The 19545-nt window shown below is 62.1% G+C and carries 18 protein-coding genes; 15 read left to right on the plus strand and 3 right to left on the minus strand.

Going from position 1 to position 19545, the window contains the following annotated elements; all coding sequences use genetic code 11:
- Positions 1 to 5: 5 nt before the first annotated feature.
- The 3 genes from ACN9MW_RS07985 to ACN9MW_RS07995 are packed head-to-tail and all read left to right on the plus strand — an operon-like array spanning position 6 to position 2474.
- Positions 6 to 1061 (plus strand): hypothetical protein, encoded by a 1056-nt coding sequence (locus tag ACN9MW_RS07985; protein WP_426169522.1) that lies wholly within the window; start codon positions 6 to 8, stop codon positions 1059 to 1061.
- 30 nt (positions 1062 to 1091) lie between these two features.
- Positions 1092 to 1526 (plus strand): DUF4440 domain-containing protein, encoded by a 435-nt coding sequence (locus tag ACN9MW_RS07990; protein WP_426169525.1) that lies wholly within the window; start codon positions 1092 to 1094, stop codon positions 1524 to 1526.
- A 3-nt stretch (positions 1527 to 1529) separates the two neighbouring features.
- A complete protein-coding gene (locus ACN9MW_RS07995; protein WP_426169527.1) occupies positions 1530 to 2474 on the plus strand; it encodes a sensor domain-containing diguanylate cyclase in 945 nt (314 codons plus the stop codon).
- Between the two features lie 77 nt (positions 2475 to 2551).
- On the opposite strand, the gene ACN9MW_RS08000 is transcribed toward ACN9MW_RS07995, so the two are convergent.
- The gene (locus ACN9MW_RS08000; protein WP_426169530.1) at positions 2552 to 3193 is read right to left on the minus strand and encodes a TetR/AcrR family transcriptional regulator; all 642 of its coding nucleotides are present in this window, start codon (positions 3191 to 3193) and stop codon (positions 2552 to 2554) included.
- The gene (locus tag ACN9MW_RS08005) at positions 3180 to 4634 is read right to left on the minus strand and encodes a PLP-dependent aminotransferase family protein (RefSeq protein ID WP_426169532.1); all 1455 of its coding nucleotides are present in this window, start codon (positions 4632 to 4634) and stop codon (positions 3180 to 3182) included. Before ACN9MW_RS08005 ends, ACN9MW_RS08000 begins: the two co-directional genes overlap by 14 nt.
- Positions 4635 to 4799: 165 nt before the next feature.
- On the opposite strand from ACN9MW_RS08005, the gene ACN9MW_RS08010 reads away from it, so the two are divergent.
- From ACN9MW_RS08010 to ACN9MW_RS08055, 10 genes are all read left to right on the plus strand, one after another.
- Complete coding sequence (locus ACN9MW_RS08010; RefSeq protein ID WP_426169534.1) at positions 4800 to 6116, plus strand: aspartate aminotransferase family protein; 1317 nt, start codon at positions 4800 to 4802, stop codon at positions 6114 to 6116.
- 200 nt (positions 6117 to 6316) lie between these two features.
- A complete protein-coding gene (gene ald / locus ACN9MW_RS08015) occupies positions 6317 to 7432 on the plus strand; it encodes an alanine dehydrogenase (RefSeq protein ID WP_426169537.1) in 1116 nt (371 codons plus the stop codon).
- 15 nt (positions 7433 to 7447) lie between these two features.
- Positions 7448 to 8950 carry a CoA-acylating methylmalonate-semialdehyde dehydrogenase gene (locus tag ACN9MW_RS08020; RefSeq protein WP_426169539.1) on the plus strand — a complete coding sequence of 501 codons (1503 nt, stop codon included), beginning with the start codon at positions 7448 to 7450 and terminating at the stop codon, positions 8948 to 8950.
- 11 nt (positions 8951 to 8961) lie between these two features.
- Positions 8962 to 10329 carry an NAD(P)-dependent oxidoreductase gene (locus ACN9MW_RS08025; RefSeq protein WP_426169541.1) on the plus strand — a complete coding sequence of 456 codons (1368 nt, stop codon included), beginning with the start codon at positions 8962 to 8964 and terminating at the stop codon, positions 10327 to 10329.
- Positions 10329 to 11615 (plus strand): NAD-dependent dihydropyrimidine dehydrogenase subunit PreA, encoded by a 1287-nt coding sequence (gene preA, locus ACN9MW_RS08030; protein ID WP_426169544.1) that lies wholly within the window; start codon positions 10329 to 10331, stop codon positions 11613 to 11615. The genes ACN9MW_RS08025 and preA overlap by 1 nt, the downstream gene beginning before the upstream one ends.
- A complete protein-coding gene (locus ACN9MW_RS08035) occupies positions 11612 to 13090 on the plus strand; it encodes an NCS1 family nucleobase:cation symporter-1 (protein ID WP_426169547.1) in 1479 nt (492 codons plus the stop codon). The genes preA and ACN9MW_RS08035 overlap by 4 nt, the downstream gene beginning before the upstream one ends.
- Positions 13091 to 14485: a dihydropyrimidinase gene (hydA, locus tag ACN9MW_RS08040; protein ID WP_426169549.1), complete on the plus strand. Its 1395-nt coding sequence runs from the start codon at positions 13091 to 13093 to the stop codon at positions 14483 to 14485.
- A 10-nt stretch (positions 14486 to 14495) separates the two neighbouring features.
- Positions 14496 to 15731, plus strand: a complete 1236-nt coding sequence (locus ACN9MW_RS08045) for a Zn-dependent hydrolase (RefSeq protein ID WP_426169552.1) — start codon at positions 14496 to 14498, stop codon at positions 15729 to 15731.
- 63 nt (positions 15732 to 15794) lie between these two features.
- Positions 15795 to 16052: an antitoxin gene (locus ACN9MW_RS08050; RefSeq protein WP_426169554.1), complete on the plus strand. Its 258-nt coding sequence runs from the start codon at positions 15795 to 15797 to the stop codon at positions 16050 to 16052.
- Positions 16049 to 16453 carry a type II toxin-antitoxin system VapC family toxin gene (locus ACN9MW_RS08055; protein ID WP_426169557.1) on the plus strand — a complete coding sequence of 135 codons (405 nt, stop codon included), beginning with the start codon at positions 16049 to 16051 and terminating at the stop codon, positions 16451 to 16453. Before ACN9MW_RS08050 ends, ACN9MW_RS08055 begins: the two co-directional genes overlap by 4 nt.
- A 4-nt stretch (positions 16454 to 16457) precedes the next feature.
- Here the strand turns inward: ACN9MW_RS08055 and ACN9MW_RS08060 are convergent, their stop codons facing one another.
- Complete coding sequence (locus tag ACN9MW_RS08060) at positions 16458 to 17093, minus strand: TetR/AcrR family transcriptional regulator (RefSeq protein WP_426169560.1); 636 nt, start codon at positions 17091 to 17093, stop codon at positions 16458 to 16460.
- 94 nt (positions 17094 to 17187) lie between these two features.
- On the opposite strand from ACN9MW_RS08060, the gene ACN9MW_RS08065 reads away from it, so the two are divergent.
- Both ACN9MW_RS08065 and ACN9MW_RS08070 read left to right on the plus strand, forming a co-directional pair.
- Positions 17188 to 18324 carry an acyl-CoA dehydrogenase family protein gene (locus ACN9MW_RS08065; RefSeq protein WP_426169563.1) on the plus strand — a complete coding sequence of 379 codons (1137 nt, stop codon included), beginning with the start codon at positions 17188 to 17190 and terminating at the stop codon, positions 18322 to 18324.
- A 10-nt stretch (positions 18325 to 18334) separates the two neighbouring features.
- Positions 18335 to 19540 (plus strand): acetyl-CoA C-acetyltransferase, encoded by a 1206-nt coding sequence (locus ACN9MW_RS08070; protein ID WP_426169565.1) that lies wholly within the window; start codon positions 18335 to 18337, stop codon positions 19538 to 19540.
- Positions 19541 to 19545: the final 5 nt, after the last annotated feature.

Genomic DNA, 19545 nt, shown 5'->3' on the forward strand with positions numbered 1-19545 from the left:
TTACCTTGAAATTCCTCGACCGTCTCAGCCTTGATGCGTCTGCGAATTCGCGAACGATTCGCCGGGCCTATGCTCGAGAACTGAAACTCATAGACCAGGAAGCAGAACCGGCAGCGTTCCAGGCTTTACGCGAGGCCTACGAGGCGGCATTGCGTTGGGCCGAGAGTGGCGCAACCGAGCTTCCTGAGCCAGATCAGCACGAAATGCCACATGAGGGAGCGCTGGCGCAACTGAACGATCTTAAGTCGCTGGAGCAGGCTCGGCAAATTTTGCAATCGTTGCGTCCATTGAATCTGGAGGACTCCGAAGTATTCGAAGCGTCTGTGGCACGACTGCTGGAATCCGGGTGGCGGCCAGGACATGAATATCTCTTCCCGGCCGCCTGTGAAATATTCTATTGGGACGGCCGCCAGCTTCCTTCCTACATGGATGATTTTGACGCGCTGGCTGGAGCCCTCTCGGACCTGAAGTTCCTGCGCATGCAGCCGGAGGAAACACGCGAGCAGCATACGCAAGTCATTAATCGCTTGCGCGAGACCGGGGTTCCGTCTCTTGCAGACCTGGCGCGCGATATCCTGGTTGCGGAAATCGTATTTACCAAGTATCCGGACTTGATGTATCTGACCTGTGCACCGCGCAAGGTTGAGGTTTGGCGCAAGCATATGTCGCACTTGATCAAGCAGGTAAAAGCGCAAGAAACACACCGGGTAGCCAAAACTGAGTCGAGGTCACTTGAACGTGTGCGCTGGTTTGGACTTGCCTGGCTGGTCTTCTGGATTTACCTCGGCGCAACAGACTTCCGGCTCTTGCGCAAAGAGGAGCCGCTGCGCCAGCTGACCGTAATGGAAATGCAGTGGATCACAAAGAATGTCGAGCCGATCAGGGTTGATGGACCTGTTGAATATGAAGTCAGCCTGGACCAGGACGGCGACATCAGCAAGCTTGAACTTGTGGGAAGCCAGGAGGGCCGTAACGTCAGCAACATAGACCATGCAATCCGGATCGCTGCCCCTTATCCTGCGGAATATCCAAGGGTGTTCCGGGTCCGGTTTCCGATTTAACGGCAAAGACAACATTCGATAGGGTATCTCATGAAGATTCGCGTAACCATGATTGCCGCTGCGCTGGCGCTTGGCACAGTGAGCGCTTTCGCCGTGTCGCCATCCGAAGAACTTGCACGACAGGCCGACGCCTGGGACAAGGCCATTATCCGCAAGGACCGCGCAGCCATCGCTGACAACATGGCGGAAGACTTCCGCCAGATCAGTGCGCGCGGCGATGTGGCCGGCAAGGCGGCCTTCCTCGATGCGATCACGTCGCCTAAACTGGTGATCAATCCCTACGGCGTCGAAGACATGGATATCCGCTTCTACGGCGACGTGGCGCTGGTGAGCGGCCGCACGCGCATGACCGGAAGCTATGACGGCAAGCCGTTCGGCAGCCATTACCGTTATGTTGACGTCTACGTGCGCAAGGAAGGAAAGTGGCGCGTGGCCAGCGTGCAGATCACACCAGTTCAGGAGTAGGCGATGAGCGACCGGCTGGATCTTCCCCCATCGAAGCTCGTCGCAATCGTAGATGCCCAGCTTGAACTGGCGCGCCTTGGACCGGCCTTTGGCGCGGTGATGGATCTCGCCGCGGCAAAGGCCATGCAGCTGACCGGCGCGGACGGCGCCGTGATCGAACTGGTGGAAGGCAGCGAGGTGGTGTACCGCGCGGCACACGGACTGGCTGAAGCCCAGCTAGGCTTGCGCATGCAGATCAAAGGCAGCCTGTCGGGACTTGTGCTGACCTCGCGTCAGGCCGCCACTTGCACCGACTCCGAAATCGATGACCGTGTGAACCGCGAAGCATGCCGTCGCGTGGGCCTGCGCTCGATGGCAATCCTGCCGCTGTTGTTTGGCGCCCAGGCTGGTGGCGTGCTGAAGTTGGCGTGGCGTGAACCGCGTCCGTTCGATGAAGACGAAGTGCCGATTGGCCAGGCGATTGCCGACATGACCGCAGCATTGATGTTCCACGCTTCGCAGGAAGGTGCGCAGGTATTGCAGCGCAAAGTGACGCAGGATCCTGCAACGGGATTGCCCAACCGTTCTTCCTTCTACGAACAGCTGCGCGTGCGCGTCGATGATGCGATTGCGCGCAGCGGCCACGTGGGCGTGATGGTGGTTCGCGTGCGCCCGCAGCATCGCGACGTGATGGTGGAAATATCCCGGCGGCTCGGCAAGCAATGCCGTGAGGGAGATGTGCTGGCACGGCTGGGAGTCGATGAATTTGGCGTGATCCTGAGCGTGGCGGCGCGGCGCACCATTGTCCAGAGCCAGGTGCTGCGCTTCAAGCAGGCGGCTACTGCGGCTCCGTTGTTGCTGCCGGGTGGCGAGAAGGTCGAATTGGCGTTGCGCTTTGGCGGCGCGCTGTATCCGGAAGACGGCAGGGCGACTTCAGAGTTGCTGGCCGTTGCGCGCGAACAAGATTGACCCTGTTTGCCAGCAGGGTGGGGCAAGACGAAACGCATCACCTCCGTGAACCGGGCCGGGGGGCACGGCAATTGCCGCTAGCCGCTGGCTTTCGCTGGCATCAGGGCGGCGATCACCAGCCTGGTGATGGTTTCCTCTGCATCGGCAAAATCGGCGCCGGTCAATTGTCCGGCGCCAAGCACCAGCTGCATTTGCGCGGCGAAGTCGGCGTAGGACTGCGTCATGGCCCAGATGGCAAATAACAGGTGGGTGGCGTTGACGGGGGCGATCCGGCCCTCGGCGATCCAGCGCTCGAACACCTCGATATCCTTGCGCACCAGCGGCACCACGCGTTCGCGAATCTGCTCGCCATACAGGGGCGCGCCGCTGATCACTTCCATCGCATACACGCGCGATCCCCACGGATGCTCGCGCGAAAAGTCCAGCTTGGCCTTGATGTAGGCACGCAATACTTCGGCCGGCTGGCCGTCCGGCTCGGCGATATTGGCCATGCGCGCCAGCCATTCGTCGAGGACGTCGTCCAGCACACGCTGGTAGAGCGCCTGTTTGGTGGGGAAGTAGTACATCAGGTTCTGCTTCGACAGGCCGACGTTTTCCGCGATGGTGGCGACCGAGGCGCCTTCGTAGCCGCATTCGGCAAATACACGCACCGCCTCCGTGGCGATGTCCGCTTCCAGCCGGTCGCGGTTGATGACGCGGCGCAGTTTAGCTGATGCCATATTCCCTCCTCATGGACTGCAGGAAGTTCCGCAGTTGTGGGCTGTCCGAATAAGCGACGTTGAAGCGGAACCAGATCGATGCCGGTTGCCGCAACTGGAAGAACTCTCCCGGTGCGAGCAGGATGCCGGACTTCAGTGCCTGGTCGGCAAGCAGCTTGCCGTTGCATTCAGGCGACGGCGCCTGTTGCCACCCGGCGCTGACGAACATGCCGCCGCGCGGCCTGGCGATCGGCGCCATGCCGGCCAGGGCCAGCAGGTCGATAGTGCGTTCGCGGCCCTCGGCCAGTTGTGCCACCAGCTTTTCCACCATGCGCTTGTAGGGGCGCGCAGTGATGGCGTGGTAGGCGGCGCGTTCGTTCACTTCCGATGTGGTGAGGCCGGCCAGCATCTTCACGCGCACCAGCTCCGGCAGCAGTGAGGCAGAGGCGCAAATCGAACCGACGCGCAGCACTGGCGACAGCGTCTTGGAAAAACTGCCGACGCGGATCACGCGCCGCAAGCCGTCCATCGCGGCCAGCGAGGCTTCGCCGCGCGCGGTGAGCTCGCGGTAGATGTCGTCTTCCACCAGCCAGAAGTCGAATTGCTCGGCAAAGCCCAGCAGCCGATGCGCCTGCGCCTGCGTCAGGCTGGTGCCGAGCGGGTTTTGCAGCACGGTGTTGACGAACATGAGCTTGGGCTGGGTCTCGCGCGCCTGCGCGGCGAGAAAATCCATGTCGAGGCCATGCTCGTCGCGCGGAATGCCGATGGCATGGCAGCCGTGGTGGCGGATCAGCGACAGCAGGTTGCTGTACACCGGGTCTTCCACGAAGACGGTGTCGCCCGGCTTGGTCAGCGTGCGCAGGATCAGGTCGAAGGCATGGGTAGCGCCATGCGTGAGCAGGATCTGCTCGGCTTCCACGGCAAACAGTTCGTCGCTTAGTGTTGACGCCATGTACTGGCGCAGGCCGGGGAAGCCGAGCGGGTGGCCATAGCCGCGCAAGCGGTTGGCGGGGATGCGCATGGCGTGGCGTACGGCGTCGAGGATGGTGTCTTCGCCATACCATTCGGGCGGTAGCCAGCCGGCGCCGACCGGCAGCGCTTCGGAAGCGCCGGAATACAGTTCGGGTGTCAGCGCGTCGACGGCAGCCGGCGTGGCGAACATGGCCGCTGGCGGCAGCAGGGCGGGGACGTCGTGGCGAGCAACAAAATAGCCGGAACCGCGGCGCGATGACAACAGTCCGAGCGTGACCAGGCGGTCGTAGGCCTCGACAACTGTAAAGGTGCTGATGCCATTACACTTCGCGAATTGCCTGACTGAAGGCATCTTTGTGCCAACGCGCAGCTCGCGGCTTGCCACCATCGCGCTGATGGCGTCCACGATCTTTTCAACCAGGCTGCCCTTCTTCGCGCGCTCGATGGAAAGCACGGGCCATGCGGAGTTGGGAGTTGCGCTGTCGTCCATTCGGGCCTCTAAAACTGTACTGTTTTTGCTACCTGTACGGTTGGAGCGTTTCCGCTTGTGTGTATATGTGCCATAGTTAACTTGCTGTCTATTATTGCATCATGATTTTGCCAACTGGTAAAGTTTTTTGAGCATCGTAAAAAAACCCACCAAGGGAGATAGCAAATGAACGAAGCCCGGCCGCAGTCCCTGGCGTCCTTCTGGATGCCGTTCACGAACAACCGCGACTTCAAGGCCAATCCGCGCCTGCTGGTCTCGGCCGAAGGCGTCTACTACAAGGACGTCGACGGCAACCAGGTGCTCGATGGCACCGCCGGCCTGTGGTGTGTCCCCTGCGGCCACCGCCAGCCGAAGATCGTGGCGGCAGTCAGCGAAATGGTCGGCCAGCTCGATTTCGCGCCGACCTTCCAGATGGGCCACCCGGCCGCCTTCGACCTCGCCGAAAAGCTGATGGAATATACCAACCATCGCTTCGGCCACGTGTTCTATACGAACTCCGGTTCCGAGGCAGTGGACACGGCACTGAAAATCGCGCTGGCCTACCATAAGGCGCGCGGCGAAGCTTCCCGGACCCGCCTGATCGGCCGCGAGCGGGCTTACCATGGCGTCGGCTTCGGCGGCATCTCCGTCGGCGGCATCGCCGGCAACCGCAAGCCGTACGGCACATTGCTGCCGGGTGTAGACCACTTGCCGCACACTCACAATATTGAGAAGAACGCCTTCACGCGCGGCGAGCCGGAGTACGGCGCCCACCTGGCCGATGAACTGGAACGCATCGTCGCGCTGCACGACGCATCCACTATCGCAGCCGTGATCGTGGAGCCGGTGGCGGGTTCCACCGGCGTGCTGGTGCCGCCGAAAGGCTACCTGAAACGCCTGCGCGAGCTGTGCACCAAGCACGGCATCCTGCTGATCTTCGACGAGGTGATCACCGGCTTTGGCCGCCTGACCACGCCGTTCGCCACCGATTTCTTCGATGTCGAGCCGGACATGATGACCACGGCCAAGGGCCTGACCAACGGCACCATCCCGATGGGCGCGGTGTTCAGCAAAAAATTCATCCACGATGCCTTCATGGAGGCGCCGGCCGGCATTGAGCTGTTCCACGGCTACACCTACACCGGCCACCCGGTGGCCTGCGCCGCCTCGCTGGCGACGCTGGAAGTGTTCAAGGAGCAGAAGCTGCTGGACCACGCCAAGGAAATCCAGCCGTACTGGGAAGATGCGGTGCACTCGCTGAAAGGCCTGCCACATGTGATCGACATCCGCACCATTGGCCTGGTAGCCGGCATCGAGCTGGCACCGCGTGAAGGTGCGCCCGGAACGCGTGCATACGCCGCGTTCAAGAAAGCTTTCGCGGATGGGCTGTTGATCCGCACCACCGGCGACATCATCGCGCTGTCGCCACCACTCACCTTTGAGAAGAAGCATATCGACGAATTATTCGGGAAGCTCGGAAAGGTGTTGAAGACGCTTGATTAAAACCGGTAAACCTGGGTCCGACCCATAGGGTCAGACCCAGTCAGATCGACGGCCTGGGGTTCTGGTTCGAGGCCTTTGATTTTTGACGAAGATCAAAGGCGCATAACCAACACCAACAGCAGGCGAGCAGACAGGGTCCGACCCTATGGGTCGTACCCTGGTTTACCGGTTTTAAGTAAAACAACCAAAGGAGACGAACCATGTTGGTAGGCGTACCGAAGGAAATCAAGAATCAGGAATCGCGCGTTGGCCTTACCCCGGCCAGCGTAAAGGAACTGACACTCCGCGGGCACCAGGTCCTGGTGCAACACAACGCGGGCGCTGCAATCGGTCTGACCGACGAAATGTATGTGGGCTCCGGCGCCACGATCATCCCGACCGCGGAGGAAATCTTCGCCAAGGCCGAAATGATCGTCAAAGTGAAGGAACCGCAGCCACAGGAATGCGCGATGCTGCGCGAGAACCAGATTCTTTACACCTACCTGCACCTGGCTCCCGACCCGGAGCAGACCAGGGCGCTGGTGAAATCCGGCGCGGTCTGCATTGCGTATGAAACCATCACCGGTCCAAACGGCGGCTTGCCGCTGCTGGCGCCGATGAGCGAAGTGGCGGGGCGCATGTCGATCCAGGCTGGCGCCGCGCATCTTGAAAAATCCAAAGGCGGCATGGGCCTGTTGCTGGGCGGCGTGCCAGGCGTAGCCCCCGGCAACGTGGCGATTATCGGCGCCGGCGTGGTCGGCACCAATGCGCTGCAGATCGCTGTCGGCATGGGCGCCCGCGTGACGGTGCTGGACAAAAACGTCGACCGCCTGCGCCAGCTTGACCTGGTGTTCGGCAACCGCATCCAGACCATGTTCTCCAACGCCCATACCATCGACGACGCGGTGACCGATGCCGACCTGGTGATCGGCGGCGTGCTGGTGCCCGGCGCTGCAGCGCCCAAGCTGGTCACGCGCAATATGGTGTCGCGCATGAAGCAAGGCTCGGTGGTGGTCGACGTGGCGATCGACCAGGGAGGCTGCTTTGAAACCTCGCATGCGACCACGCACGAGAACCCTACCTTCGTGGTCGACGGCGTGGTGCACTACTGCGTCGCCAATATGCCGGGTGCAGTCGCCCGTACCTCCACCTTTGCGCTGAACAACGCCACCATCGGCCATGCCGTTGCGCTGGCCGACAAGGGCTGGGCCAAGGCCATGAAGGCCAACCCGCACCTGCGCAACGGACTCAATGTCTGCCAAGGCCACGTCACTTATGAAGCGGTGGCGCACGACCTTGGCTATACCTACGTGCCGGCGGAATCGCTGCTGGCCTAATCCTCAGGGCTTGAAATGAGCAATCTCGATACCATTACCCACTTTATCAACGGCGCCAAGGTCGATACGGCCAGCGGCCGTTATGGCGACGTATTCAACCCCGCATTGGGTGAACCGGTGGCGCGCGTGGCGCTCGGCACGGCCGAGGAAGTCGATGCCGCCGTGTGCGCCGCGGAAGCGGCTTTCCCGGCCTGGTCCAACACGCCGCCGCTGACGCGTGCACGGGTGCTGTTCAAGTACCTCGAACTGTGCCACCAGCACACCGAGGAATTCGCCGCCATGCTGACCCGCGAACACGGCAAGACCTTCGCGGACGCCAAAGGGGAAGTGGCGCGTGGTATCGAGATGGTGGAATTCGCTGTCGGCATCCCGCAGATGATGAAGGGCGAGTACACCGACCAGATTGCGCGCGGCATCGATGCATGGTCGATGCGCATGCCGCTTGGGGTGGTGGCCGGCATCACGCCGTTCAACTTCCCGGTGATGGTGCCGATGTGGATGTTCCCGATCGCTATTGCCTGCGGCAACACCTTCATCCTCAAGCCTTCCGAGCGCGACCCGTCGCCATCGCTGCTGCATGCGCGCCTGCTGAAGGAAGCCGGCCTGCCGGACGGCGTGTTCAATGTCGTGCAAGGCGATAAGGTGGCGGTCGACGCGCTGCTCGATCACCCGGCGATCCAGGCGGTGAGTTTCGTGGGCTCGACGCCGATTGCGGAATATATCTACTCGCGCGGTTCGCAGCACGGCAAGCGCGTGCAGGCGCTGGGCGGTGCCAAGAACCATATGGTGGTGATGCCGGACGCCGACATGGACATGGCGGTCGATGCGCTGATGGGCGCCGCCTTTGGTTCGGCGGGCGAGCGCTGCATGGCGATTTCGGTGGTTGCGGCGGTGGGCGATGCCGCCGACAAGCTGCTGGGTGCACTGAAAGAGCGCACCGCTGCACTGAAAGTGCGCGATGGCATGGCATCGGAGGCCGAAATGGGACCGGTCGTGACCTCGGCAGCCAAGCAGCGCATTGAGCGCCTGATTGGCGAGGGCGTGGAGCAGGGCGCAACCCTGGTAGTCGACGGCCGCAACTACCAGGTTGCCGACCGTCCGAACGGCTTCTTCATCGGCGGCACGCTGTTCGACCACGTCACGCCGGACATGACCATCTACAAGGAAGAGATCTTCGGCCCCGTGCTGTGCATGGTGCGCCTGCCTGACGTGGCGTCGGCGGTAGAGCTGATCAACAAGAATGAATACGGCAACGGTGTCGCGGTCTTCACGCGCGACGGCGGGGTGGCGCGCGAATTCGTGCGCCAGATCCAGGTCGGCATGGTGGGCGTCAACGTGCCGCTGCCGGTGCCGATGGCATTCAACAGTTTCGGCGGGTGGAAGCGCAGCCTGTTTGGCGACCACCACGCTTATGGTCCGGAGGGCGTGCGTTTCTACACCCGCCACAAGGCCGTGATGGAGCGCTGGCCAAATACCGCAAGTGCTGGCGCGCAGTTTGCTTTCCCACAGATGAAGTGAGGATGGAACCAATGATCGAGTCACTCAAATACATACCGCAGCCAAAAGCCACGAACGAAGAGCTGGCCGGTCATTTCACCGACCTGGCGCCGCCCTTGAACGCGCGCCAGGCTGCGATTGAAAGTTCGCGCTGCCTGTATTGCTACGACGCGCCGTGCACGCGCATCTGCCCGACCGGCATCGATGTCGCGAGCTTCATCCGCAATATCCATGACGGGAACGTGAACGGCGCCGCGGTCACCATCCTGCAGCAGAACATCCTCGGCGGCAGCTGCTCGCGCGTCTGCCCGACCGAAATCCTGTGCGAAGACGCCTGCGTGCGCAACCATGACGCGGAAGGCCAGCCGGTGAAGATCGGCCTCCTGCAGCGCTTTGCACTTGATAATGCCACGCTGGACGGCCATCCATTCAAGCGCGCACCCTCGACCGGCAAGAAGATCGCAGTAGTAGGCGCCGGGCCCGCAGGCTTGTCCTGCGCCCACCGCCTGGCCATGCTTGGCAACGACGTGGTGATCTTCGAGGCGCATGAGAAATCCGGTGGCCTGAATGAATACGGCATCGCCAAATACAAGCTGACCGACAATTTCGCGCAGAAGGAAGTGGACTTCCTATTGGGGATCGGCGGCATCGAAGTGCGCCACGGGCAGAAGCTGGGCGCCAACCTGCACCTCAAAGAGCTCCATGCGCAATACGATGCGGTATTCCTCGGACTCGGCCTGGGCGCCAGCCGCGCGCTTGGCCTGACCGGCGAGGATGCTCCCGGCCTGATGGCAGCAGTCGATTACATCGCCGAACTGCGCCAGGCGGACGACCTGGCGAGGTTACCGGTGCCGCGCCGTGCCATCGTGATCGGCGCAGGCAATACTGCTATCGACATGGCGGTGCAGATCCAGCGCCTGGGTGCGGAAGAGGTGACGATGGTCTATCGCCGCGGCTTCGACGCCATGAGCGCTACCCATCACGAGCAGGACATCGCCAAGGCCAACCAGGTGCGCATGCAGACCTGGGCGCAGCCGCAGCAGGTGCTGCTGGATGAGGCGGGCCGCGTGCGGGGCATGCGCTTCGAGCGCACGGCGATGGAAGGCTCGCGCATGATCGGCACGGGACTGACGTTTGAATTGCCGGCCGACGCGATCTTCAAGGCGATCGGCCAGGCGATGGATTCGTCCGCGCTGGCTGACCCGCTGGCAGCCATGCTGAAACGCGATGGCGACAAGATTCATGTGGACGACAGCTTCCGCACCATCCTGCCGGGTATCTATGCCGGCGGCGACTGTGTTTCGCTGGGCCAGGACCTCACCGTGCAAGCGGTGGAGCACGGCAAGCGCGCCGCGATGGCGATCCATTCCGACATCCAATCGAAGAAGGGGGCAGCATAATGGCCGACCTGAGCGTCAATTTCTGCGGCATCAAGGCGCCGAATCCATTCTGGCTCGCCTCCGCACCGCCTACCGACAAGGCGTACAACGTGATCCGCGCCTTCGAAGCGGGGTGGGGCGGCGTGGTCTGGAAAACGCTGGGCGAAGATCCGCCTGCCGTGAACGTGTCTTCGCGCTACTCCGCCATCTACGGAAAGAATCGCGAAGTGCTTGGCTTCAACAACATCGAGCTGATTACCGACCGTTCGCTGGAATTGAACCTGCAGGAAATCACGGAGGTGAAGAAGGCGTGGCCTGACCGCGCCATCGTGGTTTCGCTGATGCTGCCTTGCGAGGAACATTACTGGGCCGCGATCCTGCCGAAAGTCGAAGCCACTGGCGCCGACGGCATCGAACTGAATTTTGGCTGCCCGCACGGCATGCCGGAGCGCGGCATGGGTTCCGCAGTCGGCCAGGTTCCGGAATACGTGGAGCAGGTGACGGCGTGGTGCAAGAAGCACACCAGGCTGCCGGTGATCGTGAAGCTGACGCCGAACATCACCGACATCCGCCGCCCGGCACGTGCGGCCAAGGCCGGTGGCGCCGATGCTGTTTCGCTGATCAACACCATCAACTCCATTACCTCGCTGGACCTGGACAAGATGGTGGCCTTCCCCAACGTGGGCGGCGCCAGCACCCACGGCGGCTACTGCGGCCCGGCAGTCAAGCCGATTGCGCTGAACATGGTGGCCGAGATCGCGCGTGATCCGGAAACGCGCGGCCTGCCGATTTCCGGCATTGGCGGGATTGGCAACTGGAAGGATGCGGCCGAATTCATCGCATTGGGCGCCGGGTGCGTGCAAGTCTGCACGGCTGCGATGCTGCACGGCTTCCGCATCGTGCAGGAAATGAAGGACGGCCTGGCGCGCTGGATGGACTCCAAGGGCTACCAGACGCTGGACGACTTCATGGGCAAGGCGGTGCCGAACACCACGGACTGGAAGTTCCTGGATATGAACTACAAGTCCATCGCCCATATCAACCAGGACGACTGTATCAAGTGCGGCCGCTGCTATGTGGCCTGCGAGGATACGTCGCACCAGTCCATCTTCCAGTTGATCGATGAGGCGACCGGCACGCGGACGTACAAGGTCAATGACGAGGAATGCGTTGGCTGCAACCTGTGCGAAATTACCTGTCCGGTGCAAGGTTGTATTACGATGGTCGCAGTCCCAACGGGCAAGCCTTACATGAACTGGACACAGGACCCGCGCAACCCGCGGGCCGAGATCAAGGAGACTGCATGAGCGACAATTCCCAGTTGTGGAACGAAGACCTGGCCCCGACCAATGAATCGCAGCGCACCTGGCGCTGGTATCACTTCGCTGCACTCTGGGTTGGGATGGTCATGTGCATCCCCGCCTACACGCTGGCGGCCAGCCTGATTGAAGGCGGCATGTCGGCGGGACAGGCTGTCCTCACCGTTTTCCTGGCCAATACCATTGTGCTGCTGCCGATGCTGCTGATCGGCCACGCCGGCACCAAGTACGGCATTCCGTACGCGGTGCTGGCGCGGGCCTCGTTCGGCACCTCCGGCGCGCGGCTGCCGGCGCTGATGCGCGCCATCGTGGCCTGCGGCTGGTATGGCATCCAGACCTGGTTCGGCGGGCAGATGATCTATACGCTGCTGGGCGTAATGATGGGCAGCGAGATCGGCGGTGCAAAGATCGGCGGCCTGGGCATCAATGGCGCCCAGCTGCTCTGCTTCATTGCCTTCTGGGCGATCCAGTTCTGGTACATCGTGCACGGCATGGATGCGATCCGCAAACTGGAAACCTATACCGCGCCGTTGAAGATCATCATCTGCTTCGTGCTGCTTGGCTGGGTGTACCAGAAGGCGGGCGGCTTCGGTACCTTGCTGGAGCAGCCTTCGCAATTCGTTGAAGGCGGCAAGAAGGCCGGCCAGTTCTGGCCGACGTTCTGGCCTTCGCTGACAGCGATGATCGGCTTCTGGGCTACGCTGGCTTTGAATATCCCGGACTTCACCCGCTTCGCGAAAACGCAGCGCGACCAGGTGCTGGGGCAGTCGGTCGGCCTGCCGGTGCCTATGGGCTTGCTGGCGGCGCTGGCGGTGATCGTTACGTCCGCCACGGTCGTCTTGTACGGCAAGGCGATCTGGGACCCGGTTGACCTGGCCAGCCGCATGACCGGCGTGGCGGTGCTGGTCGCGCTGGTGGTCCTGTTGATCGATACGATCTCGGTCAACCTCGCGGCCAACCTGGTTGGCCCCGCGTATGATTTTTCCGCCCTGGCGCCAAAGCATATTTCCTATCGCACTGGCGGCTACATCACGGCCGGCATCGCGCTGGCGATGATGCCATGGAAGCTGCTGGAAACCACGCAGGGCTATATCTTCACCTGGCTGATCGGCTATTCGGCCCTGCTTGGTCCAATCGCCGGCGTGCTGATCGTCGACTATTACCTGATTCGCAAGACGGAGCTGAACGTCGGCGCGCTGTACGTCGACAACGGCGAATACAGCTATACAAACGGCTGGAATTCCGCCGCGCTGCTGGCCTTCGCGTTTGGCGTCGCGCCCAACGTGCCGGGCTTCCTGAATGCCACCTTTCCGGCATCGTTCGGCGATGTCGGCGAGGGCTTCAAGCTGATTTATACCTATGCATGGTTCGTCGGCATCGCGATCGCGGCGCTGGTGTATGGCATCTTGATGAAGGGCAGGGCGGCCAAGGCCGTACCGCCACCCATTCCGGAGAAAGCATAAATGGCAACCTTGATTCGTGGCGGGACTGTAGTGAACGCGGACCGAGCCTTCCGCGCGGACGTGCTGTGCGAGGGGGACAAGATCGTCGCCGTTGGCCCCGCGCTCGAAGCGCCGGCCGGGGCGGAAGTGATTGATGCAGGCGGCCAGTACGTCATGCCGGGCGGGATCGACCCGCACACGCACATGAACCTGCCTTTCATGGGCACCGTTACCCAGGACGATTTCTTCACCGGCACCGCAGCCGGCCTTGCGGGCGGCAACACCACCATCATCGACTTCGTCATTCCCAACCCGCAGCAGCCGCTGCTCGAGGCTTACCACCAGTGGCGCGGCTGGGCCGAGAAGGCGGCCGGCGATTACACCTTCCACGTGGCGATCACCTGGTGGTCGGACAAGGTGCACGAGGAAATGGGCACGCTGGTGCGCAACCACGGCGTGAACAGTTTTAAGCACTTCATGGCGTACAAGAACGCCATCATGGCGGACGATGAAACGCTGGTGAAAAGCTTCCGCCGTGCGCTGGAATTGGGGGCAATCCCGACGGTGCATGCAGAGAACGGCGAGCTGGTTTACCAGTTGCAGCAGGACCTGCTGCGCCAAGGGATTACCGGCCCGCGTGCGCATCCGCTGTCGCGCCCTCCAGCCGTGGAGGCGGAAGCGGCCAACCGCGCCATTGCGATTGCCAATGTCTTGAACACCCCGCTGTACATCGTGCACGTGTCGTGCAAGGAATCGCTGGACGCGATCACCCGCGCCCGCGCCGCAGGCCAGCGCGTGTATGGCGAAGCGCTGGCCGGCCACCTGATCGTGGACGACAGCGTGTACGACCATCCGGATTTCGAGTTTGCGGCAGGTCACGTCATGAGCCCTCCGTTCCGCAGCCGCGAGCACCAGAAGGCGCTGTGGCAAGGCCTGCAGGGCGGCAACCTGCACACTACGGCGACGGACCACTGCACCTTCTGCGCCGAGCAGAAAGCGGCGGGGCGCAACGACTTCACCAAAATCCCCAACGGCTGCGGCGGGGTCGAAGACCGCATGGCGGTGATCTGGGACGAAGGCGTCAACAGCGGCAAGCTGACGCCGTCGGAGTTCGTGCGTATAACGTCCGCCAATGCGGCGCAGATCTTCAATATCTATCCGCGCAAGGGCCTGGTCGCCGCCGGCTCGGACGCGGATATCGTAGTGTGGGACCCGGAAGGCACCCGCACGATTTCGGCCAAGACCCAGTTCGCGAAGGGCGGCTTCAACGTCTTCGAGGGACGTACAGTCAAAGGGATTCCAAGCATCACCGTGGCGGCCGGCAAGGTCGTGTTCCATCGTGGAGATTTGCGGGCAGTCGAAGGCGCCGGGCGCCACGTTGACCGTCCCGCTTTTGCGCCCGTAACGGCGCGCTAGGGAGTGCATCATGAGCGATCTACGTATCAATAGCGAGCGCCTGTGGGATTCGCTGATGGAACTGGCCAAGATCGGCGCGACGCCGAAAGGCGGCGTCAAGCGCCTGACGCTGACGGATCTCGACAAGCAGGGGCGCGACCTGGTGACAAGCTGGGCGCGCGACGCCGGGCTGTCGATCACGGTCGACCAGATCGGCAACGTCTTCATGCGCCGCGATGGCGAAGACAACACGCTGCCGCCCATCATGACCGGCAGCCATATCGACACGCAGCCGACCGGCGGCAAGTTCGATGGCAACTATGGCGTGCTGGCGGGGCTGGAAGTGGTCCGTACCCTGAACGACAAGGGCATCAAGACGCGTGCACCGATCGAGGTCGCGTTCTGGACCAACGAGGAAGGCTCGCGCTTTGTACCCGTCATGATGGGCTCTGGCGTATTCTGTGGCGCCTTTACGCTGGAGCATGCATACGCCGCCAAAGACACTGAAGGCAAGACAGTAGGCGAGGAGCTGGAACGCATCGGCTACAAGGGCGACCAGGTGCCCGGCCAGCATCCAATCGGCGCATACTTCGAAACCCACATCGAGCAGGGACCTGTGCTGGAGGATGCCGATAAAATCATTGGCGTCGTGCCCGCCGTGATGGGCCTTTCGTGGTACGACTGCACGGTGACCGGGATGGAAGCCCATGCCGGCCCGACTCCAATGCATTTGCGCAAAGACGCGATGCAGGTGGCGGCACAGATCATCCCCGAGGTGGTGGCAATTGCCAACCGCTACCCGCCATACGGCCGCGGCACGGTCGGCATGATGCAGGTCTTCCCTAACAGCCGCAACGTGATTCCCGGCCAGGTCAAATTCAGCATCGACCTGCGCAATGTGAACGACGAGCTGCTGAACAAGATGCACGAAGACATGCTGGCCTTCATCGACAAGACTTCCGCTGAAACGGGCCTGCCGGTCAAGATTGAGCGCGTGTCGTACTATCCGCCATGCCCGTTCCATCCGGACTGCGTTGGTGCTGTCCGCAAGGCGACTGAGAAACTAGGCTATTCCACCATGGACGTCGTATCAGGCGCTGGCCACGATGCCATCTACGCCGCCCGCGTCGCCCCGGCGGGCATGATCTTCGTCCCCTGCAAGGACGGTATCAGTCACAACGAAATCGAAGACGCCAAGAAGGAGCACCTGGAGGCGGGCTGCAACGTTCTGCTCCACGCCATGCTGGAGCGCGCCGGTATCGCTTGAGTTACCTCAACAGCGCGGCGGTATCTACCTTGATATGTATCGGTGCCGGCATATAGTGAAGTTATGGCAGATACCGCAAAACTCTTCTTTACCGGGCGCAGCCAAGCTGTTCGGTTGCCCAAGGATTATCGCTTCGAGGGGACTGAAGTGTTCATTCGGCGCGACCCGGTGACAGGCGATGTGATTCTTTCCCCCCGGCCGAATACTTGGGACGGGCTGTTCGCACTTTACGAAACCACAGCTGTGCCAGCAGACTTCATGAGCGGAATTGAACGTGGTGCACAAGAAGGGCAGCGCGATCCATTCGATGAAAATTCATGAGACCGCATCTGCTCGACACCAATATCGCGAGTCACGCGATCAGAGGCGATAAACCTGGCGTCATTACCCGACTGGCGCTGTTGCCGTTGAGCTCAGCTTTCGTTTCGGTAATCACGGAAGCGGAACTGCGGTACGGCCTTGAGAAATGTGGGAATCCAGACGGCCTCGCTGTTCGCATCAATGCATTCCTGGTGCGTTCAACTATCTTGCCCTGGACCAGGGACGCGGCGAAGGCTTATGCGTATCTACAGGCCAAATATGAGCGCAATGGCCATCCATTGGCACGAATGGATATGTTAATTGCGGCCCATGCCTGTGCCATCGGAGCAATCCTGGTGACACGCGACAAGTCGTTCGCAATGCTGAGCGCCGATCTGGAGATTCAGGATTGGCCTGACTGATTCGTTACCTGCCGAAGGCGATACGGGTGATGGCGACCGTCGCTTCGTGCGCAAGGTCCTCCAGTTCTTTATGTTGCGGACGGGTCTCGGAGATGAACAGCATGGTACCCAGCATCTGCGCCACGATCAGCGTGCCGCGGATTTCGCATTGTTGCATCGACAGGGCTGGATCGATTTCGTGGATCAGGTTGCGCAGCGTCCGGCGGGCGCGGGTCATCATCGTGTCGAACAGCTTGGTGGCCACCGGGTGGCGGTTGGCCAAGGCGGCGATTTCGAAGAACAAACCGCTCGACACCTGGTCGCGCAGGTCGGCCAGGAAGTAGTCGATGATCGATTCAAACAATTCCACGCGCGGACCGGTACCGGCGGCGGCAACGCGTTCGTCGATGCCTGCTTGGTAGCGGGCGAAAGTCTGCTCCAGCAACGCTTCAATCAGCGCGTCCCGGCTCGGGTAGTAGTGCTGCACCGTCGACAGGCTGACGCCCACCTGCTGCGCCACGCTGCGCATGGCCAGCGCCGCGTATCCGTCGTGCGCCAACAACAACCGCGCTGCCTCCAGGATGGCGCTGGCGCGCTCAAACCCTTTGGTGGTGGTGTTGGACTCCTTTGCCTGCAGGGGCGTGTCTGACTTTTTCCTCATAAGACTCGAATTATCCCGTTGATTGACAAATAGGTCAACTGACCGATACTATTTCGGTCAACTGACCTATAACTTCCAACGGAGACCACGCCTGATGATCCCTCGCACCTTATTCACCGAAGAACACGATATGCTGCGCGAATCCGCGCGCCGCTTCATGGAAACCGAGATCGCCCCGCACCACGAGCGCTGGGAAGAGCAAGGCTATGTTGATCGCGATGCCTGGCTGAAGGCCGGCGCCGCAGGCTTCCTGTGTCCGACCATGCCGGAGCAGTACGGCGGCGTTGGCGTGGACCGCCGCTACAGCATGGTGCTGATCGAAGAACAGGCGCGCGTCGGTGCGTCCGGCCCCGGCTTCATGCTGCACTCGGAAATCGTGGCGCCCTACATCCTGCACTACGGCAGCGAGTACCTGAAGTCGCATTACATTCCCAAGCTGGCGACCGGCGAGATGATCGGCGCCATCGCGATGACCGAACCGGGCACCGGCTCCGACCTGCAGGGCGTGGCGACCACCGCGATCCGCGACGGCGACCACTACATCATGAACGGCTCCAAGACCTTTATCACCAATGGCTGGAATGCCGACGTGGTGATCGTGGTTGCCAAGACCGATCCGACTGCCGGCGCCAAGGGCATCAGCCTGTTCGTGGTCGACACTTCGATGGAGGGCTTCAGCAAGGGCAAGCGCCTGAAGAAGGCAGGCATGAAGGCGCAGGATACCTCCGAGCTGTTCTTCGAAAATGTGCGCGTGCCGGCGAAGAACCTGCTGGGCGAGGAAGGCGCGGGCTTCAAGTACCTGATGCAGGAACTGCCGTGGGAGCGCATGCAGATCGCCATCATGGCCGTGCAAGCTGCTGAATCGGGCCTGGAATGGACCGTGCAATACACGCGCGACCGCAAGGCCTTCAAGCGTCCGATCGCCGAGTTCCAGACCATCGCCCATACGCTGGCCGAGATCAAGACCGAGGTCCAGATGTGCCGCGTGTTCGTGGATCGCTGCATGGAGCTGCTGATCGAAGACAAGCTGGATGCCGCCACAGCATCCATGGCTAAATACTGGACCACCGAAATGCAATTCCGCGTTCTGGACAAGTGCGTGCAGCTGCACGGCGGCTATGGTTATATGTGGGAATACCCGATCACCCGCGCCTGGGCCGACGCACGCGTACAGCGCGTGTACGGCGGCACCAACGAAATCATGAAAGAACTGATCAGCCGCACGCTGTAAGGAGACCAGCTTGGAAGCTTACATCTTTGACGCCGTGCGCACGCCGCGCGGCAAAGGCAAGAAAGACGGCTCGCTGCACGGCGTAACGCCGCTGCGCCTGGCGGAGACTGCGCTGCGGGCGCTGGTCAGCCGCAACAACTTCGACAGCGCGCTCATCGACGACGTGGTGCTCGGTTGCGTGGAGCCGGTCGGCGAGCAGGGCGCCTGCATCGGCCGGGTTGCCGCGCTGGCTTCGGGCTACGCCGAATCGGTCGCGGGCGTGCAGATCAACCGCTTCTGCGCGTCCGGCCTGGAGGCCTGCAATATGGCGGCGGCGCAGGTGATGTCCGGCCAGTCCGACATGGTGGTCGGCGGCGGCGTGGAAGCGATGTCGCGCGTGCCGATGGGTTCTTCGGGCGGCGCCTGGCCGGTCGACCCGCAAAGCGCTTTCGATTCCTACTTCGTGCCGCAAGGAATTTCGGCGGACGCGATTGCGACCATCTGGGGCTACAGCCGCCGCGATGTCGACGCCTACGCCGTCGAATCGCAGCAGCGCGCGTATCGCGCCTGGCAGGAAGGCCGTTTTGCACGTTCCGTGGTGCCGGTGGTGGACCGCAATGGCCTGGCCATGCTGGCGCGCGATGAGCTGGTGCGTCCTGAAACTACCGTTGAATCGCTTGGCGCGCTGAAAGCATCGTTCGCCGACATGGGCGCCAACTTCGGCTTCGATTCGGTCATCACGCAACGCTATCCGCAGATCGAGCAGATGCAGCACGTGCACCATGCCGGCAACAGCTCCGGCATCGTGGACGGCGCCGCAGCGGTGCTGATCGGCACCCGCGAAGCCGGCGAACGTGCCGGCCTCAAGCCGCGCGCCCGCATCCGTTCCTTCGCGTCGATCGGCAGCGAGCCTTCCATCATGCTGACCGGGCCAAGCTACGCTGCCGAGAAAGCGCTGAAGCGCGCCGGCATGAAGGCTTCCGACATCGACCTGTACGAACTGAACGAGGCGTTCGCCTCCGTGGTGCTGCGTTTCATGGAAGTGATGAACGTGCCGCACGAGAAAATGAACGTCAACGGCGGCGCCATTGCCATGGGACACCCGCTGGGCGCAACTGGCGCCATGATCCTTGGCACACTGCTGGACGAGCTGGAACGCCGCAACCTGCAAACCGGCCTGGCCACGCTGTGCGTTGGTGCCGGCATGGGCACTGCCACCATCATCGAGCGCATTTAAGGGAG

The organism is Pseudoduganella sp. R-34 (assembly GCF_049904655.1).
In the GTDB taxonomy this organism is placed as follows: Bacteria; Pseudomonadota; Gammaproteobacteria; order Burkholderiales; family Burkholderiaceae_D; genus Rugamonas.